Genomic DNA, 23,110 nt, shown 5'->3' on the forward strand with positions numbered 1-23,110 from the left:
TGAACGGGTTTATACGCATAATGACTGGGGTCGCTGGCCTCGTCCACGAGTCGCCGGCCTCCCCACGCATCCCTGTAGCCCGCACTTCGCACTCGACTTTCCCGAGTTCCACGAATCCCGAAAGGGCCATGCCGGTCATGCGCAATTCCCCGGGTCCGCTGCTGCGCCGTGCGACGGTGGGCGTTCTCGCCCTCGGAGCGCTGTGCGCTCCCGTCTGCGCCGCCGCGCCGACCGCACCCCCCGCCCCCGAGGCCGAACGGCTGGCGTTCACCGAGCGGTACCGCGCGGTGCAGCACGGCGGCATCGTCCGCGCGGCCAACGCGACCATCAGCTGCCGCGCCGTGACTCCCCCGGCCGCCGAGCCCGACTGTCCGGCGGTCCGCGAGGGCGCCACCGCGGTCAACGGCGACTTCGACATGTTCTACGTCGACATCGACAGCGACCCGAACACCTACAACTCCTCCAGCGCCGAGGTCCGCCTGCCGCAGGGCGCCCGGGTGTCGTACGCGCGCCTGTACTGGGGCGGCAACCTCCGGGTGGGCGAGCAGAAGCCGCCCGAGGACAACGGACGGGTGCTGATCGCCGAGCCCGGCGGCGAGTACAAGGAGGTGCTCGCCGACTCGGTCGTCGGCCACCGGGTGGCCCGGGGCGCGGACGCCTTCCAGGCCTCGGCGGACGTCACCCGGCTGGTCCGGGACAGCGGCTCGGGCCTGTGGACCGTGGCCCAGGTCAACACGGCCATGGGGAAGTCGTCGGCCGGGGCGTGGGGCGGCTGGACGCTGGTGGTGGCGTACGAGAACCCGGCGGAGCCGCTGCGCCGGCTCGCCCTGTGGGACGGCTTCGAGCCGCTGGACCCGAAGGCCGGCCGGGAGATCCGGCTGCGCGACATGAAGTTCGCGAAGAACGCCTCCGGCCGGGCCGGACTCGTCGCCTACGACGGCGACCGCGGCATCACCGGCGACACCCTGACCGTGACGGCCGGCCGCTCGCCGGCCACGCCGCTGACGGACGCCGCCAACCCGCGCGAGGACGTGCTGAACTCGACGATCTCCGAGCCGGCCGCGGTCCGGTCGACGCGCGTGCCGTCGTACGCCAACACCCTCGGCTACGACTCCGACGTGTTCGATCTCGGGAAGGCTCTGCGGCCCGGCGGTGACGGGCTCGCCTTCCGGCTTCGCTCCCCGCGGGACGTGGTGTGGGCGGGCGTGCTCTTCGCCGCCGTCGACGCACCGCGGTGAGGCGCGTTCCCGCCCGCAGCCCCCGGCGCCACCCGTGAGCGAGGTATTCGCGCAATGCACCTGTCAGCAACCGCCCCGCGGACCCGGGTCCTGCACGTCACCCAGCCGGTGGACGGCGGGGTCGCCCGGGTAGTGACGGACCTGGCGCGGGCCCAGCTCGCGGCCGGCCTGCACGTCACCGTCGCCTGTCCCGACAGTCCGCTCGCCGCCGGGCTGGCCTCGCTGGGCGCCGACGTACGGCGCTGGCAGGCGACCCGCTCGCCGGGGCCGTCCCTCGGCCGCGAGGTACGGCGGCTGTCCCGCCTGATCGAGGACGTGCGGCCGCATCTGCTGCACGCGCACAGCGCGAAGGCGGGACTGGCCGGACGGCTCGCGGTGCGCGGGCGGATCCCGACGGTGTTCCAGCCGCACGCCTGGTCGTTCGAGGCGGTCGGCGGGATCACCGCGGCGCTCGCGCTGAAGTGGGAGCGCTGGGGGGCGCGTTGGGCCTCCCGGGTGGTGTGCGTGAGCGACGCGGAGCGTGCGACCGGGGTACGCGCCGGGGTCGCCGCCCGGTGGAGCGTGGTGCCGAACGGGATCGACCCGCGGCGGTGGCGTCCGGCCGCCGTGGGCACCGTGCGCGCCGGGCTCCTGCCGGGCGTCGATCCGGCGGCCCCGCTCGTCGTGTGTGTCGGGCGGCTGTGCCGGCAGAAGGGCCAGGACGTCCTGCTCGACGCGTGGCACGCCGTGCGGAAGCGGGTGCCGGACGCCCGTCTGGCGCTCGTCGGGGACGGTCCCGACCGGGCGTCGCTCGCCTCCCGCGCCCCCGCCTGCGTGCTGTTCGCCGGGGCCGTCGCCGACACCGTCCCCTGGTACCAGGCCGCCGACCTGGTCGTGCTGCCCTCACGTTGGGAGGGCATGGCGCTCGCCCCGCTGGAGGCGATGGCGTGCGGGCGGCCGGTGGTCATGACGGACGTGGACGGCGCCCGGGAGAGCCTGCCGCCGGAACTCGTGTCCGGCTGCCTGGTGCCCCCCGAGGACCCGGCGGCGCTCGCCGGGGCGGTCGCCGGGCTGCTGCTCGACCCGCCGCTGCGCGAGTCGCTCGGGGAGCGGGGGCGCCGGCACGTCCTGTCCACGCACGACGTGCGGCACGCGGCCGAAGCGGTGACGGACGTGTACCGCGACCTCCTCGGAGTCGCGCCCGCCGCCGTACGGACTCAGCCCGCCGCCGAACGGACGAAGCCGGCCGCCGAGCTGATGAAGCCCGCCGCCGAGCGGGCCAGGTCCAGCGCCGAACGGACCGGGTCCAGCGCCGAGCGGGCCGGGTCCGGCGCCGGGGCGGCGAGGCCCAGCCCCCGACAGGCAGGGCCCACCGCCGCGACGACAGGGCCCGGGCCCGACAGGGCCACGTCCCGCGCCCAGCAGGCAGAGCCCACCGCCGAAAGAGCAGGGCATCGGGCCGAGACCGCCGGGCCCAGCACACGGCAGGCAACACCGGGCACCCGACAGGCGACGCCCACCGCCGAAAGAGCAGGGCACCGGGCCGAGACCGCCGGGCCCAGCACACGGCAGGCAACACCGGGCACCCGACAGGCGACGCCCACCGCCGAAGGAGCAGGGCACCGGGCGCAGTCGGTGGAGCCCGGCGACAAGGCGGCGCGGCCAGGAAGCGAGCAGGCAGCGCCCACCCCCGTGCAGGCGGGGGCCGCCGCCGGCCAAGTGGGCGCCGGCGCCATGCAGGCGGGCGCCGCCGCCGACCAAATGGGCGCCGCCGCCGAGCAGGCGGGAGCCGCCGCCGAAGGGGTGGGGCCCGGTGCGGGCCGGGACGGCCCGCACGCGAACCGAACGACCCACAGCGTCGAGCCCACCGAGTGCAGGGAGTCCATTCACTCGTGACCGCGGAAAGCACCGTCCCCTCCCCCGGTGGCCAGCCACGGGACCCGGGATCCTCCCCGCTCTCGCTGCTGCCGCCGCCCGGCGCCGCCGGCCCCCGTCTTCCCGCCCGCCGTGCGTCGGAGCGGCCCGCCTCGCCCGTGCCGTTGCTCGCCGTGGACCTCGCGGCGGCGGGGCTCGGCGCGGCCGTGCTCGCCGACACCCGGCACCGTCTGCTGCTCGCCGCCCTGCTGCTGGCCGGGACGCTGCTGCTGCGCCCGCGCCCGCCGCGGCCGGTGACCGGCGTCCTGGACGAACTGCCCGCCGTCTGCGGCCGGATCGCGGTGGCCTGGACGACGCCGGCGGCGCTCGTGGCGGCGTACGCCCCGTGGCACGCGCTGTCCGCGCGCACCCTGCTGCTGGGCTTCCTGCTCCAGTCGGCGGTGGCCTGCGCGGGCCGCGGTCTGGTGCACTGGCGGCGGCGCGTCACGCTGCTGCGCCGGCCGCACGCCGCCCTGGTGGTCGGCCCGGCGCCGACCGCGCGGCGGGTGGCGACCGCCGTCCTGCGCAACCCCGGCTGCGGGGTGCGGCCGGTGGGCATCGTGGCCGAGGAGTCCGACGGCGCCGACGGGCTGCCGGTGCTCACGACGGGCGAGGAGGTGCAGCGGGCCCTCATCCAGAACGGCGTGCGGGACGTCCTGACCGTGCACCCGTCGGTGCGGTCCCAGCACGGGCCGCTGCTGGTGGCGCTCGCCGCATCGGGATGCGCCGTGTGGGAGGTCGACGCGGAGTCCCCGGCGTACCCGAGCCGGGAGCAGCTCGCCGGGTTCGCCTGCCGACGGCTCGACCTCGGCTCGCGGCGGCGCGGCGACGTGGGCAAGCGGATGCTGGACGTGGCGGTGTCGGGGACCCTGCTGCTGCTGGTCAGCCCGCTGCTGCTGGTGTGCGCGGTGGCGCTGCGGATCGGCGAGGGACCCGGCGTGGTCTTCCGGCAGGAACGCATCGGCAAGGACGGCCGCCCCTTCACGCTGCTGAAGTTCCGCACCCACCGCCCGGCCGACGAGCACGAGTCCGCGACCCGGTGGAGCGTGGCGGGCGAGGAACGCATGTCGTGGTTCTGCCGGTTCCTGCGGCGCACCTCGCTGGACGAACTGCTCCAGCTGTGGAACGTCTTCCTCGGCGACATGAGCCTGGTCGGCCCGCGCCCCGAACGTCCCTATTTCGTCGCGCAGTTCACCGAGACCTACCCCGGCTACGCGGCCCGCCACCGCATGCGGGCCGGCATCACCGGGCTCGCCCAGATCCACGGTCTGCGCGGTGACACCTCGATCGAGGACCGGGCCCGCTTCGACAACGCCTACATCGACAACTGGTCGCTGTGGCAGGACGTCTGCATCCTGCTGCGCACGGCTGTCGCCATCGTGCGTCCCACCGGGAGCTGAGCCGATGAGCCTGGTCCTGCCCCTCTCCCTGCCCCGGGTGCGCTCGCTGGCCCCCCTGCTGCCGGTGCCGGCGGTGATCGCCGTGCTCGCGCTGCCGTCCGGGCCGGGCGGCGAGGGCGGGGCCCGTCCCGCCGACGCGCTCTCCGGGCTGATGGTCGCCCTCTGCGCGATCGGTCTGGTACGGCAGCGCCGACGTCCCCTGACGCGTACCGCCGGAGTCGTGCTGGGCCTGCCCGTGCTCGGCCTCGCGGTCGCCGCGGCGGGGGCCGCGTCGGCCGACGCCGGGATCACCGGCCTCGGCCGCTACCTCCAGGTCTTCGTGCTGGTCCCGGCGGCCGTCCTGCTGCTGATCCGCGGCCGGCGCGACTTCCGGCTGCTGGCCTGGACGCTGGTGGGGTTCGCCGGGTGGCAGGGGGCGATCGGCGTGCACCAGTACGTCACCGGGACCGGCGCCTCCTACCAGGGCGAGGACATCCGGGCCGTGGGCACCTTCGGGGCGACGGACGTGATGGGCATGGCGACGGTCGTCTCCTTCGGGCTGGTGGCCGCGCTGGGTCTGGCGCTGGGCCGGGGCCCGGTGCGGCAGCGGGCGGCGGCGGCCGGGTGCGCGGCGGCGCTGGTCCTGCCGCTCGCGCTGTCCTTCAGCCGGGGGGCGTGGATCGCGACGGCGGTCACCTGTTGTGTGCTGCTCGTGCTGTCCGGGCTGCGCCGTGCGCTGCGGGTGGGTGCGGCCCTGGTCGCCGCGGGCGTGGTCCTGGTGGGCGGGTTCGGGGCCGGTACGACGCCGCTGCAGGCGCGCATCGGCAGCATCGCGCAGGTCACCGACGCGCCCGACCAGTCGGTCGTCGACCGGTACACCATGTGGGCGGCGGCCGTGGACATGTGGCGCGAGCACCCGCTGACCGGCGTGGGGCTGAAGGGCTTCCCCGACCACCGGGACGCGCACGCCTCGCTGGCGCTGTCGTCGGCCAGCGACACGGAGGGCGCGGGGGCCGCGTTCCGCAGGCAGCCGCTGCTGTCCCCGCACAACATGTACCTGCTGGTGCTGGCCGAACAGGGCCTGCTCGGGGTCCTCGCCCTGGTCGGCAGCTGGCTGGCGTTGCTGGTGTGCGGGCTGCGGGGACTGCGGCGGGCGCGCGGACACGGCGGCGGGCTGGACTGCGCCCTCGTCGCGTGCGGGCTGCTGGTCTGGCAGTTGGTCGACTTCGCGTACGCCGACATCGGCGGGCCGTCGACGGTGCTGACGGCGGTGTGCTTCGGGCTGGTGGCGTGGTGGGCGCTGGCCGACGGTGGCGCGGCCGGCACCGCGCCGGAATCGCCGGACGCGCCGGTGCCGGCCCCGGCACCGGCGCCGGCACCGGCACCGGCACCGGCCGAGGAGGCGGCCGCCCGATGACGCCGACACCGCCCCCCGCACCGCGCACCCCCACCGCCCTGCACGACCCCGACCCGGCCACCGCCACCGCCACCACCCCCGCCCCCGCCGGCCACCACGCCCCCGGCCGGGCGGGGCCGGAGGCCGCCCCGGCCCCGCTGACCTCCCCCGACTCTCCGGACGCCGGCTCTCCAGACTCTCCGGACGCCGGTTACGCGGACCCTCCGGGCGCCGGCTCTCCGGACTCTCCGACGCGTCCGGATCCACCCGCCTCCGAGGTCTCCCCCGCTTCCCCGGCCGTCTCCGGCTCCCACGTCTCCCGCCGTTTCCTCGCCAAGGCCGCGCTGGTCACCGCCGCGCTGTCGGTCGCCGGGGCGCTGCTCGGGCTGGTGCGGGACCAGGCGCTGGCGCGGCTGTTCGGGGCCGGCAGTGAGACGGACGCGTTCCTGGTGGCCTGGACGGTGCCGGAGTTCGCCTCCACGCTGCTCATCGAGGACGGGCTGGCCTTCGCGCTGATCCCGGCGTTCAGCCTGGCCCTGGCCCGCCGCGCGCAGGGCGCTCCCGGTGACCCGGTGCGCGCCCTGGTCGCCGCCACGCTGCCCCGCCTGTCGCTGGCCCTGGTCGCGGTGTCCGCGCTGCTCGTCGGCACCGCTCCCTACCTGGTCGGGGCCCTCGCCCCGGGCCTGCCCGACCCCGCCCTCGCCGTGGACTGCACCCGGCTGACGGCGACCTGCGTGCTGAGCTTCGGCCTGGCCGGGTACTGCAGCGCGGCCCTGCGGGCGCACCGCCGTTTCCTGGCCCCGGCGACGATCTACGTGGCCTACAACACCGGCATCATCGCCGGGATGCTCGTCCTCGGCGGGCGCTGGGGCGTGCGTTCGGCGGCGGCCGGGGTCGCGGCGGGCGGCTGTCTCATGGTGGCCGCGCAACTCCCGGCACTGTGGCGGCAGTTGCGCGGGCAGGCGTCGGACGGGGGTGCCGGGGCGGACGAACCGCGTCCGATGGACCTCGCCCTGGTCGGCTCCGTCCTGCTCTTCGCGCTGTGCCGCCAGTCCCAGACGCTCGTGGAACGCTTCTTCGCCTCCCACCTCCCGGCCGGGGCCATCTCGCACCTGAACTACGCCCAGAAGGTCGCCCAGATGCCCATGGTGCTGTCGCTGATGCTGTGCACGGTGACCTTCCCGGTGGTCGCCCGCGCCCTGGCCGAGGGCGACACCGGGCGGGCCCGCGACCGGGTGGAGCGGGACGTCGCGCTGGCCGCCTGCCTGGTGCTGCTCGGTACCGCCACGGTGCTCGCCTGCGCCCCTCAGATCGTCGAACTCCTCTTTCAGCGCGGCGCGTTCACGGCGCGGGACACGGCGGCCACGGCCGGCGTGATGCGCGTGTACGCGCTCGGCCTGCTCGGCCAGACCCTGGTCGGCGTGCTGGTCCGCTCGTACTTCTCGGCGGGCCGTCCCACCTGGTACCCGGCCGGCGCCATGGGCGCGGGGATCCTGCTGACCTCGGGTCTCGGCGCCGCGACCGTGGAGTTCTGGGGCGTGTGCGGCATCGCCGCCGCCAACGCGGCCGGCATCACCCTCACCGCCTCCCTGCTGCTGGCCGGCCCGGCCGGCGGCCCCCGGGGCGTACCGATCCGCGGCCGGCGGGTGCTGGCCGGGCTCGGCAGGCCGGTGTGCGCCGCGCTGGCCGCCGCGGCGGCCGGCGCCCTCACCGCGCACGGCATCGACTCGCCCCTGCCCGCACTCGTCACCGGCGCGGCCGTCGTGGCCTGCGTCTTCGTCCTGCTCGGCCGGGCCCTGGACGTCCAGGGCATCGAACCCGCGCTCCGTCTCGTCCGTTCCGCCACCCGGAGGCTCACCGATGGCCGTACCCGTTGACTCCCCCGACACCGGCAGACGCCTCGCCGCGGGACCCGTCCCGTGGGTGGCGATGTACCACTCCGTGGGCGACTGCTCGGACGACCCGTACCGCATCACGGTGACGCCCGAGCGGCTCCGGGCGCAGCTGCGCTGGCTGCGCCGGCGGGGACTGCGCGGCGTCGGCATGACCGACCTGCTGGCCGCCCGCGCCCGCGGTCAGGGCCGCGGCCTGGTCGGGCTGACCTTCGACGACGGGTACGCCGACTTCGTCGACGCGGCGCTGCCGCTGCTCAGGCGCTTCGACTGCGGCGCCACCCTGTTCGTCCTGCCCGGCCGGCTCGGCGGGGACAACGCCTGGGACCCGCTGGGCCCGCGCAAGCCCCTGCTGACCGCCGACGGCATCCGGCAGGCGGCCGCCGCGGGCGTGGAGATCGGCTCGCACGGCCTCACCCATGTCGACCTCACCCGGGCGGACGACGCCACCCTCACCGCCGAGGTCCGCGACAGCCGCGCGCTGCTGGCGGAGCTGACCGGCACTCCGGTCGCCGGTTTCTGCTATCCGTACGGCACCGTCGACCGGCGCGCGGTGGCCGCCGTGCGGGACGCCGGATACGCGTACGCCTGCGCCATCGACCCCGGCCCGCTCACCGGCCCGCACGCCCTGCCCCGCGTGCACGTCGGCCAGAACGACACCGCCGTGCGCCTCTTCCTCAAGCACCGGCTGCACCGTCTGCGCCGCCGCCCCGTCGGGGGGCTGTGAGATGCGGGCCCTCCACGTCATCACCGGGCTCGGCGTCGGCGGCGCCGAACAGCAGCTGCGGCTGCTGCTGCGGCACCTGCCCGTGGACTGCGACGTCGTGACGCTGACCAACCCGGGCGCGGTCGCCGACGGGCTGTCCGCCGACGGGGTGCGGGTGGTGCACCTCGGCATGGCCGGCAACCGCGACCTGGCCGCGCTGCCGCGCCTGGTGCGGTTCATCCGCCAGGGCGGTTACGACCTCGTGCACACCCACCTCTACCGCGCCTGCGTCTACGGCCGGCTCGCGGCGCGGCTCGCGGGCGTCCGCGCGATCGTCGCCACCGAGCACTCGCTGGGCGACTCGCAGATGGAGGGGCGCCGGCTCAGTGCCGGGGTGCGCGGGCTGTACCTGGCCAGTGAGCGCCTCGGCCGCCGGACCGTCGCCGTCTCCCCCACGGTCGCCGAGCGGCTCAGGCGCTGGGGCGTGCCCGGCCCGCGCATCGAGGTCGTCCCCAACGGCGTCGACCTGGCCCGCTTCCGTTTCGACCCGGCCCGGCGCCACCGCACCCGCCGGCGTCTCGGGCTGCCGGAGGACGCCCATGTCGTCGGCGGCATCGGCCGGCTCACCGCGGGCAAGCGCTTCGGCGTGCTGGTCCGCGCGCTGGCGCAGCTGCCGCCCGACCACTGGCTGATGCTGGTCGGCGGCGGGCCGGAGGAGAACGTCCTGCGGCGCACCGCCCACGAGGCGGGGGTCGCCGACCGGGTGCTGTTCACCGGCGAGCGTCCCTGCCTGCCCGACGGCAGCCCCGGCCCGGACCTGCCCTCGCTGCTGTCCGCCATGGACGTGCTCGCCTCGCCGTCCCCCGAGGAGGCCTTCGGCCTGGCGATCGTCGAGGCGCTGGCGGCCGGGCTGCCGGTGCTGTACGCCTCCTGCCCGGCGCTGGAGGACCTGCCGCCGCACGCGGCGTCCGGCGCGCGCCGGGTGCGGGGCGGCGCCGCGGAGTTCGCCGCCGCCGTGGCCGCGGCCCGCGCGCGGGACCCGGGGCCGCGCGCCGCCCCCGACGCGGCCCGCCACTACTGCATCACCCGGAGCGCCGCACGGCTGATGGACGTGTACACGGCCACGGTGTCCCCGTCGTTGTCCCCCTCACTCCTGGGAGCGAGTTCCTGATGACCGACCATCCCGCCGGAACGCGCCGCGCGGTCGCGTTCCTCCGCGGCCTGACGCCGCCGCCCTGGTCCGTACTCGCGGCCGGCGTCCTCGCCGGCGGCCTGATCGGCGGCGCCTACGGCCTCGCCGAGCCGCCCGCCTACACGGCCACCAGTTATGTCGTCGCCGTGCCGACGAAGACCTCCGACCCGGCCTCCGCGCTCGGTTTCGCCCAGGCCTACGGCCGGGTCGCCACCCAGCTGGCGGTGCTCGGGGACGCGCAGGTGTGGGCGGGGGTGCCGGTGCGGACGCTGAAGGAGAGCGTGCGGACGGCGACCTCGCCGGACGCCCCGATGGTCGCGATCACGGCCACCTCCACCCGCCCCGACCTGGCCGCCGACATGGCCAACGCCGTCTCCCGGGCGGTGACCCGGCAGGCGCAGAACACCAAGGCCGACACCAACGTCACGCTGGAGTCGTTCGCCCGCGCCACCGAACCGGCCGAGCCCTCCTCGCCCTCGGCGACGGTGACGGCTCTGGTGGGCGCGAGCGCGGGCGGACTGCTGGGCGGGCTGGTGCTGCTGGTACGGCCGCGGCAGGGGTGGAGGCAGCGGGAAGGGTCCGCCGCGGTGCCCGGTCCGGCCGTCGCCGTCGCCGCCCACGGGCAGCTGTGACGTACACGACGCGGCTCGTCACCGACGAGGCCGCCTTCGCGCGGCTCGCCCCGGAATGGGACCGGCTGTACCGGCGGTGTGCGTCGGCGACCCCGTTCCAGAGCCACGCCTGGCTGCACTCCTGGTGGCGCTGCTACGGCAGCCCCGGCCGGCTGCGGCTGCTCGTGGTGCGGGACGGCGGGGACCTGGTGGCGGCCGCGCCGCTGATGCGCGTCCGGCGCCCGGTGCCCGCGCTGGTGCCGCTCGGCGGGGCGATCTCCGACTACGGCGACGTGCTGCTCGACGACGAGCGCGGCGAGGCGGCCGTCGCCGCGCTGGGCGACGCCCTGGCGGTCTGCGCCGGCACGGCGCTGATCGACCTGCGCGAGGTGCGGCCCGGCGGCGCGGCCGAGCGGGTCTACGAGCGCTGGCGCGGGCCCCGGCACCGGATGAGCGACTCGCTGTGCCTGGAGCTGCCCGGCGTGCCGATGGACGAGCTGGTCGCCCGGCTGCCGTCGGCGAAGGCCCAGCGGGTGCGCGCCAAGCTGCGCAAGCTGTCCGCGCTCGGCGTCGAGCGTCATGCCGTCGGCCCGGAGGAGGTGGACAAGGCGCTGCGGCGGCTGCTGGAGCTGCACCGGCTGCAGTGGGAGGGCCGGAAGGTGACCGCCGAGCACCTGCGGCCGCGGTTCGCCCGGCACCTCGTGCGGGCGGTCGAGCCGATGGTGCGCGCCGGGGACGCGGTCGTCACCGAGTTCCGGCTCGACGACGACGTGGTGGCCGTCGACCTGACGCTGCTGTCGCGGCGGCTGACCGGCGGCTACCTGTACGGCGCCCATCCGTGCCTGCGGCAGCGCAAGGCCGACGTGGCGGTGATGCTGCTCGACGCGTGCACCGAGCACGTCCGTTCCGGCACGCTGAGCCTGCTGCGCGGCGACGAGCCCTACAAGCACCACTGGCGCCCGGTACCGGTCGTCAACCGGCGGCTGCTGCTGGCCCGCCCGCACACCGCCCCGCTGCTCGCGGCGGCCGTCGGCGCGGTCGCCGCCCGGCACCGCGGCGGGCAGCTGCTGCGGAAGTGGAGGGAACGCGGTGGCGGCGGGGCGTGACCGTCCCGCCGCCACGGGGTCACCAGTCACGCGACCACCGGTCGAGGAGCAGGCACACCTTCCCGCCGATCCAGTACTCGACCCACTCGCCGAGGTTCAGCGGCGAGCAGTCGGACAGGGGCGGCGGAGCGGCGGGCGGCGGTGTGTCGGCCGGGCGGGTGGGCAGGCCGGGTACCGGGACCGCAGGGGGCGCCGGGTCCGGGTCGCCGGTGCGGCCGGAGAGCACGGAGCGGTAGACCGCGGACGCCCTCGGGTTGGCCGGGCACTGCCACACGCCGTGCGGGCAGTAGTCGCTCAGCGTGTTGTAGAGCGGTTTGTGCTCGCCCATCCAGGCGAGCATCCGTTTCATGTACTCGGCGTTGTCGCCGTTGCGGAAGAGTCCCCATTCGGGATAGGAAATGGGCTTGCCGTGGGCTTTGGCGAAATCCACGTGCTGCTGAAGCCCGTAGGGCTCTTTCACCTGCTGATCGAACGACAGTCCGGACGGCTGGTCGTACGCGTCCATGCCGATGATGTCGACCGTGTCGTCTCCCGGATAGCACTCCGTCCAGGGAACGGCGTCCCGGCCGCGGGTCGGCGCGAAATCGAACCGGAATTTCTGTCCCGGCACCGAACGCATGGTGGTGACGATCCTGTTCCAGTACTTCTTCCAGGCCTCCGGGTCCGGCCCGCAGCGATGGGTGTACGTGATGCCGTTCATCTCCCAGCCGAGCACGATCACCGTGTCCGGCACCCGCAGCCGCACCAGCCGCTCGGCGAGGGCCCTGAAGTGGTGATCGAACGCGCCGGCGGCGCCCTCGCGCAGCAGCGTGCGCACCTCGTCGTCGGGGACGCCGCCCTCGCTGCGCTCCAGCATGGGGACGTTCAGGACGAGCATCCGGTCGGCCTTCTCGGTGCGCCAGTCCGCCCACATGTCGAGGAAGCCGGGGGCTCCCTCGATGTTGCTCCAGCGGTCGCCGGGCAGGTAGGTGTGGCCGACGCGCAGTTCGGCGCCGCCCAGCCAGTGGCTGAGCGCGGCCATGCGCGCCACGCCGGAGGCTCCGTAGTCGAGGTACGCGCCGAAGGCGGGGACGTCCGCGCCGGGCGGGGTCCCGACGGGCGACGGAGTGGCGGGGAGCGGCGTGCCGGGCGGCGGCGCGATGGGCGGTGGGGTGGTGGGCGGCGGCGCGGTGGGCGGCGGGGCCTGGGACGTCGGCGCGGGTGCGGGGGGATCGGCGGCCCGATCCGTTCCCACGCCCGCGGCGAAACCGGGACCCGACGCCAGGACGGCCGTCGCGGCGACCGCCGCCACGACGACGGCCGGCCGCCCGAACCGGGGGCGCCGCTGCTGTGTGGCCATTCCTGCTCCTTTCTCCGTCCTCGTGCTGTGGATTTCCGTCACTGAATCTCCGCCACTGGATCTCCGTCGCTGAAATTTCCGGCGCCGACCGTCCATCACTGGACTTCTGTCACTGACACTCAGTCATACGAACCGCAAGTACGCCACCGCCGCTACGGCTATCGAGTGAGAAGACACCATGTCCGCGTCGCTTTTCGACACCCGCGTGCCGGCCGTTCTGCTGCGCATCGACCGGAATCCCTTTCACCACGGCACGCTCGGCGCCGTGCGTTCGCTCGGCAGAGCGGGGATCGATGTGCACGTGGTCGCCGACACCACGGAAAGTCCCGTGTCCCGATCGCGCTTCGTGCGCCAGATCCATCCCCCGCCCCCGCCCGGCGCGTCCGCCCACGACATCTCCGTCGCGCTGCACCGGGTGGCCGCCCGCATCCCGCGCCCGGCCGTCCTGATCCCGATGGACGACGCGAGCGCCCTCGCCGTGGGCCGGCTGCGCGAGGAACTCGCCCCCTCCTACCTGCTGCCCGCGCTGCCCGCCTCGCTGTCCGAGCGCGTCGCAGACAAGGCCGCACTGGCCGGTGTGTGCGCCGAGCTGGACGTCCCCCACCCCGAGACACACGTCCCCGACAGCCCGCGGCAGGCGGCCACCGACGCCGGGCGGCTCGGCCTGCCGGTGGTGGCCAAGTGGAGCCGCCCCTGGCTGCTGCCCCCGGGGAGCGGTCTGCGCAGCACGGTGGTGGTCCGCTCGGCGCGGGAGGCGCGGGAGCTGTTCCTGCGCTCGGCGGAGGCGGGCAGCCGGCTTCTGCTGCAGGCCTTCCTGCCGCCCGGGCCGCACCGCGACTGGTTCTTCCACGGGTACGCCGACCGGGCGGGCGGGATGCGCGGGGGCGGGCCCGGCGTCAAGCTGCGGTCCTGGCCGCGCGGCGCGGGCCTGACGGCGGTGGGCCGCTGGACGCCCAACCCGCAGGTGCAGGCGCTCTGCGAACGCCTCACCGCCGCACTCGGCTACCGGGGCATCCTCGACCTCGACTTCCGCCGCTGCGGCACCACCGGCCGCTACCACCTGCTCGACTTCAACCCCCGCCCCGGCGCCCAGTTCCGCCTTTTCGCCGACGCGGCCGGTCTGGACGTGGTCCGCGCCCTGCACCTGGACCTGACACACCGTCCGTTGCCTCCCGGGGTGCCCCTGCCCGGGCGGGAGTTCGTGGTGGAGAACTACGCGCCGCTGACCACGCTGCGGCCCTCCCCGGCCGGGCGCGAACTGGCCTGGCACGCCGCCGACGACCCCTCCCCCGGCCGCGCGCTGTGGCCGCTGTGGGGCCGCCACGTCTCCCGGCGCCTGCGGGACCGCCTGGGCGGCCCGGCCGGCCGGGCCACCGCTACCCGACCGCCCCAATCGTCCCAGCCGCCCCAGCCGCCCCAGCCGCCCCGAAGCCCATCCGCCCTCTCGACCCACTCCTGCAACGAACAGGCCCACCCGACCCACCAGACCCACCAGACCCACCAGACCGAACCGACCGAACCGACCGAACCGACCGATGTCGCCGGCCTGACCGACGACGAGAAAGCGAGCAGTTGCTGATGTACGACCTTCTGGTGGTGGGTGCGGGCCCCTACGGCCTGTCCATCGCGTCCCACGCCGCGGCCGCCGGGCTGAACCTGCGCGTCTTCGGCCGGCCCATGGCGTCCTGGCGCGACCACATGCCGCGCGGCATGTTCCTCAAGTCGGAGCCGTGGGCCTCGAATCTCTCGGACCCGGAAGGGCGGTGGCGGCTGGACGTGTACTGCGCGGGCCGGGGCGTGGCCGCCCGGCACGGGCACCCGATCCCGCTGGACATGTTCGCCGAATACGGCCTGTGGTTCGCCCGTCATGCCGTACCGGAGGTGGACGAGCGCATGGTGACCCGGGTGTCGCCCTGCCCGGGCGGGTTCGAGGCGGTCACGGACGACGGGCAGGTGCTCCACGCCCGTACCGTGGCCCTGGCGGTGGGCGTCATGCCCTTCGTCGAGATTCCGGGCGCCCTGCGCGGACTGGACGCCTCGCTCGTCTCGCACAGCAGCCACCACAGCGACCTGGCCCGGTTCCGGGGCCGGGACGTCACGGTGATCGGCGGCGGCCAGGCGGCCCTGGAGACGGCGGCCATCCTCGCCGAGGAGGGCTCGCGGGTACGGGTGCTGGCCCGCGCCGACCGGCTGTGCTGGAACGACGTGCCGCCGCCGTGGGAACGCCCCTGGTGGCAGACGGTCCGTTCACCGCAGAGCGGCCTGGGCTGCGGCTGGCGGAACTGGTTCTACTCCGAGCGGCCCGGCCTCTTCCGGCGCCTGCCGGAGTCGACGCGCGCCCGGATCGCGGCGACGGCGCTCGGTCCGGCCGGCGCGTGGTGGGTACGGGACCGGGTGGAGCCGGCCGTGCAGGTGCTGCTCGGCCACGAGGTCGCGGCGGCCCGGCCGGTGTCCGACGGGGTCCGGCTGGACCTGGTGGGCCGGGGAGGCGCGGCGGGGTCGCAGCGGTCCCTGGAGACGGAGCACGTCATCGCGGCCACGGGCTTCACGGCGACGTGCGACCGGCTGGGCCTGCTCTCGGACGACCTGCGCGGGGCGCTGGCCACGGTGGCCGACGGATCGCCGGAGGTCGGGCGGGACTTCGAGTCGTCGTACGCCGGCCTGTTCATGGCGGGGCTGGTCACGGCCTCGGGCTTCGGCCCGGCGATGCGGTTCGTGCACGGGGCGACCTACACGGCGGGCGCGCTGGTCCGAGGGGTACGGCGACGGCTGCGCGCGGGGGGCGGCCCGAGCACGATCGTCCGGCAGCCCACGGGCAGCGGCGCCGCCGGTTCGCCGTCCGTCCCGCTGCCGGGCGGCACCGCGTAGCGGTGCGGGCGTCGGGTGCCGGACGCGGAACCGTCCGGCACCCGGTGCGTCACCGGCGGGACGCGGTGCGGCCTCGCCGGTACAGAACGATGCCGCCCACGATCAGCGCGGCGGCACCGGCACCGGAGGCGGCCAGCGCCGCGCCGTTACCGGTGTGGGCCAGCTGAGGTGGCTGCGTGGAGGGCGCCGTGGTGTCCTCGCCGCCGGGCGGGATGTGGTGCTCGCCGTAGGGCGGGGCCGGGGTGGGGTGACCGCCGGGAGGCGCCGTGGGCCCGGTGGGACCCGGCGTGGGCCCGGTGGGACCCGGCGTGGGCTGGCCGGGGGGTGCCGGCGTGGGCCCGCCGGGGGGTGCCGGCGTGGGCTGGCCTTCGGGGGGCGTTTCGTGGCCGTAGCCGGAGTCGTCGCTGGGACCGGCCTCGTCGCCGTAACCAGCCTCGTCGCCGGGACCGGCCTCGTCGCCGTAACCCGATTCGTCGCCATGGCCCGAGTCGTCCCCATGGCCAGAGTCGTCCACGGGACCGGCGTCGTCTCCGTAACCGGACTCGTCCACGGGACCGGCGTCATCGCTCGGACCGGCGTCATCGCCGTAACCGGCGTCATCGCTCGGACCGGCCTCGTCGCTGGGGCCGGCCTCGTCGCCGTAACCAGCCTCGTCGTTGGGACCGGCGTCATCGCTGGGACCGGCCTCGTCGCTCGGACCGGCGTCGTCGCCGTAACCGGCGTCATCGCTGGGACCGGCCTCGTCGCCGTAACCAGCCTCGTCGCTGGGACCGGCGTCATCGCTGGGACCGGCCTGGTCGCTGGGGCCGGCCTGGTCGCTGGGGCCGGCGTCGTCGCCGTATCCGGTGTCGTCGCTGGGCAGTGTGTCGTGCGGGCGTTGGTCGTCCGGGCCCGACGTGTTCGCGCAGGCGTTGCCGGAGGCCGGATCGCTCGCGGCGGATCCGTCGACGGTGTTGCCGCAGACGTCGGCCTGCGTGTCGACCGGGTGCTGGACATTGCTGCCGGCCAGAACGCCCGGCGAACCCGCGGCCACTCCGTCGCTGTGCGCGTCGGCGAGGGCGTGTCCGCCGCACAGGGACAGAATGCCCGTCGCAGCGGCGGCCGCCACCATTCCCTTGTTCAGGGTCAGTCGCATTGTCGTGGTGGTCTTCCTCGAGAGATGGGAAAGGCCGGCCCCGGGCGCACAGCAAGGTGCCCGAGACCGGCCTCACCCGGCCGGATGGCCGGGATGACGCGTCGTCAGCGGTTGACACAGACGCCCGTGGGCGCGTTGAACAGGCTGATGAGGCCGAAAGAGTTCCCGCACACGTTCAGGTCGTTGTGAACCTGATGCTGGATCACGTTGCCGGAGAGGAAACCGGGTGAGCCGGCGGCCACACCGGTCGTGTCCTCGTCGGCGAAGGCGGGGGCGGCCATGCCGAGGGCCAGAACCACACCAGCGACGACAGCGGCGGTCTTCTTCATCTCTATCCCTTCTCTGCGGTCATGCCTCGATGACGGCCGAAGCCGAGCGAGCACAACAGGAACGGCTCGCATCATGACCCGCAGGCTGCACACCAGGAATTGACGGCAGAGGCGGAAGGGAACCGTGGAGCACGACCGGTTCATCCGGATGCATCACACCGTGAGACGTCGCTCATCCGAGAGGAGCAACGGACGACGGAGAGCGGCCCGCGCGGGGAAGTCCGCGGGCCGCCGCGCCGCTCGCGGGACCGCGTGCCTCAGCCGCGGACCGCCGACAGGACCGCCATGTCCTCCAGGACGTGCGACAGCGCGCCGTCGCGCTTGGCCTGCGTGGAGTTGTCGGCGCACTGCTGGTTCAGGTCGTCCGAGAGGAGCGACACGTCCTGCAGGACCGTGGCCGGGCCCGGACCGGCGGTCGCGACGTCGATGTCGTTCAGCGCCGCGCACGGCTTGTTGAACGAGCCCCCGATGAACGACAGTTGCGGACTCCTGTCCCCCTTGGTCACCGAGTTGCCGAACGACGACGACGCGCCGTTGCCGTTGGCCACGGTCGGGCCCGAGTCGTCACCCGCGGCAAGAGCCGTGGGAGCGGCCGCGACCGACATTCCGATGACAGAAGCGGCGGCCGCTGCGGCGACCATTGCCTTCTTGAGCACTTCGCGTTCCTTTCCTCGTAGCGACGCACTGTCCTACGGCCACAACAACCGGGCCCGGCGGTATTGGTTGCGGACGTTCACCCGGTTGGCCGCACCGCCCCGGGCTTCCCGGCCCCGGCCGCGGCAGGGTGGTCCCGCCGGGCCTCGCCGTGTCCGCCGACCGGGTGAACGGGAGAAACCGCACCGTCCGCATGGAGTTGTCCAGAGAGCTCCGGTGAACGGGGTTTCTTCGGAAAGGACTGAGCAATGATCAAGAAGGTCTTCGCCTCGGCGGCTGTCGCCGCTTCCGTCATGGGAGCCTGTGCCGCGACCGCCCCCCAGGCCATGGCCCTGGGCGACGACAGCGGCCCGACCGTGGCCAACGGCAACGGCGCGATCCAGAGCTACGGCAACTCCGCCACGTACGGCAACATGAGCCCCCAGATGGCCCTCATCCAGGGCTCCTTCAACAAGCCCTGCATCGCTGTGAACGACATTCCGGTGGCGGCCGCCGGCCCGGGTCCTGCCTCGGTCATCCAGGACGTGCCGCTCCTGTCGGACGACCTGAACCAGCAGTGCACGGAGAACTCCACGCAGGCCAAGCGCGACGGGGCGCTGTCGCACCTGCTGGAGGACGTGTCGCTGCTGTCCGCCAACAGCGAGCGCTGACACGGTCCGCGAAGGGCGGGGTCGCCGGCCGGCGGCTCCGCCCTTCGGCGTGTCCCGGCGGGTGTCAGCGGCCGCCGCCCCCGTACAGCGCCTCGATGTCGTCGGCGTAGGCGTCGAGCACCGCGTGCCGCTTGACCTTCAGAGACGGCGTCAGCATTCCGTTCTCCTCGCTGAACTCGCCCTCGACGAGGGCGAAGGCGCGGATGGACTCCGCGCGGGAGACCGCCTGGTTGGCGAAGTCCACGGCCCGCTGCACGTCGGCGCGCATCCGCGGGTCGCGCACCAGCTCGGACGCCGGGGTGTCCGCGGGCAGCCTGCGGACCGACAGCCAGTGCGCGACGGCCTCCGGGTCGAGGGTGATCAGGGCGGCGACGAAGGGGCGGTTGTCGCCGACGACGATGCACTGGCCGACGGGCGGGCGGCTGCGCAGCCGGTCCTCCAGGACGGCCGGGGAGACGTTCTTGCCGCCGGAGGTGACGAGGATGTCCTTCTTGCGGCCGGTGATGGTGAGGTAGCCGGCCTCGTCGAGGGAACCGAGGTCGCCGGTGGCGAACCAGCCGTCGTCCAGGACGGCGTCGGTGGCGGCGGGGTTGTTCCAGTACGCGCCGAAGACCACCCCGCCCTTGATGAGCACCTCTCCGTCGTCGGCGATGCGTACGGCCGTGCCGGGGACGGGCAGGCCGACGGTGCCCGGGCGGGGCCCGAGGGGCGGGACGACGGTGGCGGCGGCGCTGGTCTCGGTCAGGCCGTAGCCCTCGTAGACGATGATCCCGGCCGCGTAGAAGAACAGGTTGAGGTCGCGGTCGAGGGGGGAGCCGCCGCTGATGGCGTAGCGCGTGCGGCCGCCGAGTTCCTTGCGGATGCGGCGGTAGACCAGCAGGTCGTACAGGGCCCAGGCGGCGTACAGGCCGGGGCCGGGCCCCTTGCCCCGGCCGAGGAACCTGTTCATGTGCGCCTCGCCGAAGCGGACGCCGATGCGGTGCGCGCGGTCGAAGGAGGCGCCGCGGCCGAGCTTCTCGGCGGTCGCGCGGCCGGTGTCGTGGATCTTCTCGAAGAGGTAGGGGACGCCGACGAGGAAGGTCGGGCGGAACTCCTTGAGCGCGGGGCGCAGTTCGTCGGGCTTGAGGCTCGGGCAGTGGCCGACCTCGATGCGGGCCATCAGGCAGGCGATCTGCAGGGTGCGGCCGAGGATGTGGGCGAGCGGGAGGAAGAGCAGGGTGGAGGCGACCTGGTGGGTGACCTCCTTGAAGATGGGGTGCAGCAGTTCGACGGTGTTGGCCGCCTCGGCGTGCAGGTTGGCGTGGGTGAGCACGCAGCCCTTCGGCCGTCCGGTGGTGCCGGAGGTGTAGCAGACGGTGGCGATGGTGCCGGGGGTGAGGGACGTACGGCGCTTGGTGACCTCGTCGTCCGGCACGTCGCGGCCGAGGGCGGTGAGGTCGGCGAGCGCGTCCGTGTCCAGCTGCCATACGCGGGGCTGGTGCGGGTGGCCGGCCGTGGCGGTGGTGACCGTCGCGGCGTTGTCCGCGGTCTCGGTGACGACGAGGCGGGCGCCCGAATCGCGGACGATCCACTCCACCTGCTCGGCGGAGGAGGTGGCGTACACCGGCACGGTCTGGCCGCCCGCCGCCCAGATCGCGAAGTCCAGGACGGTCCACTCGTATCGGGTGCGGGACATCACGGCGACCCGGCCGCCGGGTTCGAGGCCGGCGGCGATCAGTCCCTTGGCCACGGCGGTGACCTCGCGGGCGAACGCGGCGGCGGTCACCGGCTGCCAGCCGCCGTCGCGCCGGCGGCGCAGGACCACCGCGTCGGGGGCCTCGGCGGCGTTGGTGAAGGGCAGGTCGGCGGTGCTGCCGGCGGTGAGCGGCGCGGCCATGGGGGCGGTGCGGACCTCGCGCACCGTGCCGGTGTCGTCCCGCACGAGCTCGACCTCGGCGCGCGCGGCCAGGTCCGTGCGCCGTTTCGCCCGTTTCAGATCCTTGCGTACACCCATCACGGCTCCAGATCGCGACTCGGACGGACAGCTCGAACTTACTCCGGAGTCAACTTACCCGCGCGTAAACAAAGGTCAATGGGTCCGACCGCATCCGCGGGGGCGCGCTGGTGGGGGCGGGGCGGGGCCGGGGGGCTTGCGCCCGCGACCGGGCCCAAGCCCGAGACCGCGGGCCGGGGCCCGGGACCGGCCCGAGGCCCGGCCCGAGGCCCGGGGGCGAGACCCGCAGCCCAGCCGGAGGCCAGGGGCCGGGCGCCGAGACCCGAAGCCTGAGACCGGAGTCGGGGTCGGAGCCCGAGCCGGAGGCCGAGGCCTGAGCCCGAAGCCCAGCCGGAGGTCGAGGCCTGAGCCCAGGGGCCGGGAGCCGGGAGCCCGAGACCCGAAACCCTAGGTCGGGGCCGGGGCCCGAGGCCGGGGCCCGAAGCCGGGGGGCGGGGGCCCGCGACCGAGCCCAAGCCCGAGACCGCGGGCCGGGGCCCGAGGCCGGGGGCGAGACCCGCAGCCACAGCCGGAGGTCGAGGCCAGGGGCCAGGCGCCAGGAGCCCGAAACCCTAGGCCGGGGCCGGGGCCGGGGCCCGAGGCCGGGGGGCGGGGGCCCGCGACCGAGCCCAAGCCCGAGACCGCGGGCCGGGGCCCGAGGCCCAGCCGGAGGTCGAGGCCGGGGGCTAGGTGCCGGGCGCCAGGAGCCCGAAACCCTGGGCCGGGGCCGGGGCCGGGGCCTGAAGCCGGGGCCCGAAGCCGGGGGGCGGGGGCCCGCGACCGAGCCCAAGCCCGAGACCGCGGGCCGGGGCCCGAGGCCGGGGGCGAGACCCGCAGCCACAGCCGGAGGTCGAGGCCTGAGGCCTGAGGCCAGGGGCCGGGAGCCGGGAGCCCGAGACCCTAGGTCGGGGTCGGGGCCCGAGCCGGAGGCCGGGGCCCGAGGGCGGGGGCCGGAGCCCGCGGTCCGAGACCGGGGCTGGAGGCTGGGGACCGTATCGAGACCCGAAGCCCGGCCCGAGGCCCGGTCCTACGGCCCTAGAACCGAGAGCCGAAGCCCGAGGCCGGGGCCCGAGGTGGGAGGCCGAGGTGGGAGGCCGAGGTGGGAGGCCGAGGTGGGAGGCCGAGGTGGAGGTCGGGGTCGGGGTCGGGGGTCGGGGTCGGGGGTTGCTGGGTGGGGGTCAGTTTTCGGTTCGGTGGGCCTGGGCGATTGCTGTGGCCAGGTGGCGTACCTGCTCGTCCTCCGTCTGCCGGGCCAGCTTCGAGGCGGTCTCATGGAGTGCGGCGAGGCCGGGGGCGCCGGGCATGTCGCGGCCGCGGTCCGCTCCGGCGCGCAGGGCGTCGGCGAAGTAGGCGGCGACGGCCGTCACCTGGAAGCGGGGGCTCGCCGCGCCCACCGTGTCGTGGAGCGCGCCGGTCTCCAGGTCGCCGGAGCGCTCGTGCGGGGCCCGGGTGGCGGGGTCGAGCCAGCGGACGGTCGCGGTGGCGAGGTGGCCGTCGGCGCCGGGCCGGGTGCGCACGGCGTAGAGGGCGGTGACCGTGTGGCCGGGGCCGACCTCGCCGCCGTCGACGCGGTCGTCGCGGAAGTCGTCGTCGGCGACGCGGCGGTCGTCGTAGCCGACGAGGCGGACGTCGGCGACCGTGGCGGGGTCGAAGGAGACCTGGGCCTTGGCGTCCCGGGCGGTCAGGTCGATGTTGCGCGGAAGCTGCTCGCTGAAGACCGTGCGGGCCTCGTCCTCGCCGGACACGTACACCGTGTGGCCGTCGCCCTTGTCGGCGAGGCGCTCCATCAGGGCGTCGCCGTAGTCGCTGCCGACGCCGACGCCGAAGAGGGTGATGCCGTACTCGCGGCGGGCGGCGGCGATGCGGTCGAGGATCGAGTCGGGGTCGGTGTCGCCGTCGTTGGCGAGGGCGTCCGAGACGAGGACCACCCGGTTGACGGCGCCCTCCCGGCGGCCCTCGACCGCGGTGGCGTATCCGGTCTCGACGCCGGCGCCCAGGTTGGTGGAGTAGGCCGGCTCCAAGCCGTCGACGGCGTCGTGGACCCGGCCGCGGTGGCCGCCGAGGCGGGTCATCGGCAGGACCGTCTCCGCCTTGTCGCTGAAGGTGACGATCGCGACCGAGTCGTCGTCGCGCAGCCGGTCCGTCATGGTGCCGAGGGACTTCCGCGCGAGGTCGAGACGGCCCGGCTCGCTCATGGACCCGGAGACGTCGATGACGAAGGTGAGGGCGGCCGGCGGGCGTTCGCGGCCCGTCCCGGCGGGGCGGGTGGCGAGGCCGACGCGGACGAGCGACCAGTCGCGCCGGTCGGTGCGGGCGCCGTCGACGGTGACCGTGAAGCCGTTGCCGTCGGGCCGCCGGTAGTCCTGGCGGAAGCTGTTGACGAACTCCTCGGGGCGGACGGTCGACGGGTCGGGCCGGCGGCCCTCGGCGAGGGTGCGGCGCGCGTAGCCGTAGGAGGCGGTGTCGACGTCGAGGGCGAAGGTGGAGACGAGGTCCGGGGACGGGTCGGCGTCGCGGGCCGTGCCGTCCTGCCGCCGCTCGCCGCCGCTCTGGCCGGGTGCGGGCACGGGGGCCGGGAGGGCGCCGTGCTCCGGGCCGTCCGTGCCGCTGCCACCGGAGTCGCTCGCGCTGCAGGCCGCCGCCGTCAGCAGCAGGCCGCCCGCGGCCGTGAGCGCGAGCAGGGTGCGGCGCAGCTGTCGGGCGCGCGGCCGGGAGACGCCCGGCGGTGCTGTGCGGTACTGCTCCATCTT

17 protein-coding genes and 1 pseudogene are annotated in these 23,110 nt (G+C 75.3%); 12 read left to right on the top strand and 6 right to left on the bottom strand.

Features of this window, described 5'->3' with window-relative positions; translation table 11 throughout:
* Positions 1-137: 137 nt before the first annotated feature.
* The 9 genes and pseudogenes from VKA29_RS04980 (at position 138) to VKA29_RS05020 (ending at position 11,413) form a co-directional block, all read left to right on the top strand.
* On the top strand, positions 138-1,238 hold the full coding sequence (locus tag VKA29_RS04980) for a DUF3344 domain-containing protein (protein WP_324783944.1): 1,101 nt from the start codon (positions 138-140) through the stop codon (positions 1,236-1,238).
* A 54-nt stretch (positions 1,239-1,292) separates the two neighbouring features.
* Positions 1,293-2,424: pseudogene (locus tag VKA29_RS04985) on the top strand (glycosyltransferase); the annotation flags it as partial.
* A 685-nt stretch (positions 2,425-3,109) separates the two neighbouring features.
* A complete protein-coding gene (locus VKA29_RS04990) occupies positions 3,110-4,531 on the top strand; it encodes an exopolysaccharide biosynthesis polyprenyl glycosylphosphotransferase (RefSeq protein WP_324783945.1) in 1,422 nt (473 codons plus the stop codon).
* A 4-nt stretch (positions 4,532-4,535) separates the two neighbouring features.
* Entirely contained in the window at positions 4,536-5,927 is a 1,392-nt protein-coding gene (locus VKA29_RS04995; protein ID WP_324783946.1) for an O-antigen ligase family protein, read from the top strand.
* Positions 5,924-7,783 (top strand): lipid II flippase MurJ, encoded by a 1,860-nt coding sequence (locus VKA29_RS05000; RefSeq protein WP_324783947.1) that lies wholly within the window; start codon positions 5,924-5,926, stop codon positions 7,781-7,783. The genes VKA29_RS04995 and VKA29_RS05000 overlap by 4 nt, the downstream gene beginning before the upstream one ends.
* Entirely contained in the window at positions 7,767-8,525 is a 759-nt protein-coding gene (locus VKA29_RS05005) for a polysaccharide deacetylase family protein (protein WP_324783948.1), read from the top strand. The genes VKA29_RS05000 and VKA29_RS05005 overlap by 17 nt, the downstream gene beginning before the upstream one ends.
* 1 nt (position 8,526) lies before the next feature.
* Entirely contained in the window at positions 8,527-9,675 is a 1,149-nt protein-coding gene (locus VKA29_RS05010) for a glycosyltransferase (protein WP_324783949.1), read from the top strand.
* Positions 9,675-10,328: a lipopolysaccharide biosynthesis protein gene (locus VKA29_RS05015; protein ID WP_324783950.1), complete on the top strand. Its 654-nt coding sequence runs from the start codon at positions 9,675-9,677 to the stop codon at positions 10,326-10,328. The genes VKA29_RS05010 and VKA29_RS05015 overlap by 1 nt, the downstream gene beginning before the upstream one ends.
* On the top strand, positions 10,325-11,413 hold the full coding sequence (locus VKA29_RS05020) for a GNAT family N-acetyltransferase (RefSeq protein WP_324783951.1): 1,089 nt from the start codon (positions 10,325-10,327) through the stop codon (positions 11,411-11,413). The genes VKA29_RS05015 and VKA29_RS05020 overlap by 4 nt, the downstream gene beginning before the upstream one ends.
* A 19-nt stretch (positions 11,414-11,432) precedes the next feature.
* On the opposite strand, the gene VKA29_RS05025 is transcribed toward VKA29_RS05020, so the two are convergent.
* Positions 11,433-12,752 (bottom strand): glycoside hydrolase family 26 protein, encoded by a 1,320-nt coding sequence (locus VKA29_RS05025; RefSeq protein ID WP_324783952.1) that lies wholly within the window; start codon positions 12,750-12,752, stop codon positions 11,433-11,435.
* A gap of 178 nt (positions 12,753-12,930) precedes the next feature.
* Between VKA29_RS05025 and VKA29_RS05030 the strand changes: the two genes are divergently transcribed.
* Positions 12,931-14,331 (top strand): ATP-grasp domain-containing protein, encoded by a 1,401-nt coding sequence (locus VKA29_RS05030; protein WP_324783953.1) that lies wholly within the window; start codon positions 12,931-12,933, stop codon positions 14,329-14,331.
* Positions 14,331-15,620, top strand: a complete 1,290-nt coding sequence (locus tag VKA29_RS05035; RefSeq protein ID WP_324783954.1) for an NAD(P)/FAD-dependent oxidoreductase — start codon at positions 14,331-14,333, stop codon at positions 15,618-15,620. The genes VKA29_RS05030 and VKA29_RS05035 overlap by 1 nt, the downstream gene beginning before the upstream one ends.
* A gap of 49 nt (positions 15,621-15,669) precedes the next feature.
* On the opposite strand, the gene VKA29_RS05040 is transcribed toward VKA29_RS05035, so the two are convergent.
* The 3 genes from VKA29_RS05040 to VKA29_RS05050 form a co-directional block, all read right to left on the bottom strand.
* Positions 15,670-16,755 (bottom strand): chaplin family protein, encoded by a 1,086-nt coding sequence (locus VKA29_RS05040; RefSeq protein ID WP_324783955.1) that lies wholly within the window; start codon positions 16,753-16,755, stop codon positions 15,670-15,672.
* 104 nt (positions 16,756-16,859) lie between these two features.
* Entirely contained in the window at positions 16,860-17,084 is a 225-nt protein-coding gene (locus tag VKA29_RS05045) for a chaplin (protein ID WP_324783956.1), read from the bottom strand.
* Between the two features lie 257 nt (positions 17,085-17,341).
* On the bottom strand, positions 17,342-17,740 hold the full coding sequence (locus tag VKA29_RS05050; protein ID WP_324783957.1) for a rodlin: 399 nt from the start codon (positions 17,738-17,740) through the stop codon (positions 17,342-17,344).
* Between the two features lie 246 nt (positions 17,741-17,986).
* On the opposite strand from VKA29_RS05050, the gene VKA29_RS05055 reads away from it, so the two are divergent.
* On the top strand, positions 17,987-18,388 hold the full coding sequence (locus tag VKA29_RS05055) for a rodlin (RefSeq protein ID WP_324783958.1): 402 nt from the start codon (positions 17,987-17,989) through the stop codon (positions 18,386-18,388).
* Positions 18,389-18,452: 64 nt separating this feature from the next.
* Here the strand turns inward: VKA29_RS05055 and VKA29_RS05060 are convergent, their stop codons facing one another.
* Both VKA29_RS05060 and VKA29_RS05065 read right to left on the bottom strand, forming a co-directional pair.
* On the bottom strand, positions 18,453-20,381 hold the full coding sequence (locus VKA29_RS05060) for an AMP-dependent synthetase/ligase (protein WP_324783959.1): 1,929 nt from the start codon (positions 20,379-20,381) through the stop codon (positions 18,453-18,455).
* Between the two features lie 1,157 nt (positions 20,382-21,538).
* Positions 21,539-23,107: a vWA domain-containing protein gene (locus VKA29_RS05065; protein ID WP_324783960.1), complete on the bottom strand. Its 1,569-nt coding sequence runs from the start codon at positions 23,105-23,107 to the stop codon at positions 21,539-21,541.
* Between the last annotated feature and the right edge of the window lie 3 nt (positions 23,108-23,110).

This window comes from Streptomyces sp. H51 (genome assembly GCF_035656535.1).
Classification (GTDB): domain Bacteria; phylum Actinomycetota; class Actinomycetes; order Streptomycetales; family Streptomycetaceae; genus Streptomyces.

What these genes read in the sequence shown, in the direction of transcription:
- VKA29_RS05005 (WP_324783948.1), top strand. Translation starts at nt 7,767, where the DNA reads ATGGCCGTACCCGTTGACTCCCCCGACACCGGCAGACGCCTCGCCGCG.
- VKA29_RS05030 (WP_324783953.1), top strand. Translation starts at nt 12,931, where the DNA reads ATGTCCGCGTCGCTTTTCGACACCCGCGTGCCGGCCGTTCTGCTGCGC.
- VKA29_RS05000 (WP_324783947.1), top strand. Translation starts at nt 5,924, where the DNA reads ATGACGCCGACACCGCCCCCCGCACCGCGCACCCCCACCGCCCTGCAC.
- VKA29_RS05040 (WP_324783955.1), bottom strand. Translation starts at nt 16,755, where the DNA reads ATGCGACTGACCCTGAACAAGGGAATGGTGGCGGCCGCCGCTGCGACG.
- VKA29_RS05045 (WP_324783956.1), bottom strand. Translation starts at nt 17,084, where the DNA reads ATGAAGAAGACCGCCGCTGTCGTCGCTGGTGTGGTTCTGGCCCTCGGC.
- VKA29_RS04995 (WP_324783946.1), top strand. Translation starts at nt 4,536, where the DNA reads ATGAGCCTGGTCCTGCCCCTCTCCCTGCCCCGGGTGCGCTCGCTGGCC.
- VKA29_RS05015 (WP_324783950.1), top strand. Translation starts at nt 9,675, where the DNA reads ATGACCGACCATCCCGCCGGAACGCGCCGCGCGGTCGCGTTCCTCCGC.
- VKA29_RS05060 (WP_324783959.1), bottom strand. Translation starts at nt 20,381, where the DNA reads ATGGGTGTACGCAAGGATCTGAAACGGGCGAAACGGCGCACGGACCTG.
- VKA29_RS05010 (WP_324783949.1), top strand. Translation starts at nt 8,527, where the DNA reads ATGCGGGCCCTCCACGTCATCACCGGGCTCGGCGTCGGCGGCGCCGAA.
- VKA29_RS05035 (WP_324783954.1), top strand. Translation starts at nt 14,331, where the DNA reads ATGTACGACCTTCTGGTGGTGGGTGCGGGCCCCTACGGCCTGTCCATC.
- VKA29_RS05025 (WP_324783952.1), bottom strand. Translation starts at nt 12,752, where the DNA reads ATGGCCACACAGCAGCGGCGCCCCCGGTTCGGGCGGCCGGCCGTCGTC.
- VKA29_RS04980 (WP_324783944.1), top strand. Translation starts at nt 138, where the DNA reads ATGCGCAATTCCCCGGGTCCGCTGCTGCGCCGTGCGACGGTGGGCGTT.
- VKA29_RS05065 (WP_324783960.1), bottom strand. Translation starts at nt 23,107, where the DNA reads ATGGAGCAGTACCGCACAGCACCGCCGGGCGTCTCCCGGCCGCGCGCC.
- VKA29_RS05055 (WP_324783958.1), top strand. Translation starts at nt 17,987, where the DNA reads ATGATCAAGAAGGTCTTCGCCTCGGCGGCTGTCGCCGCTTCCGTCATG.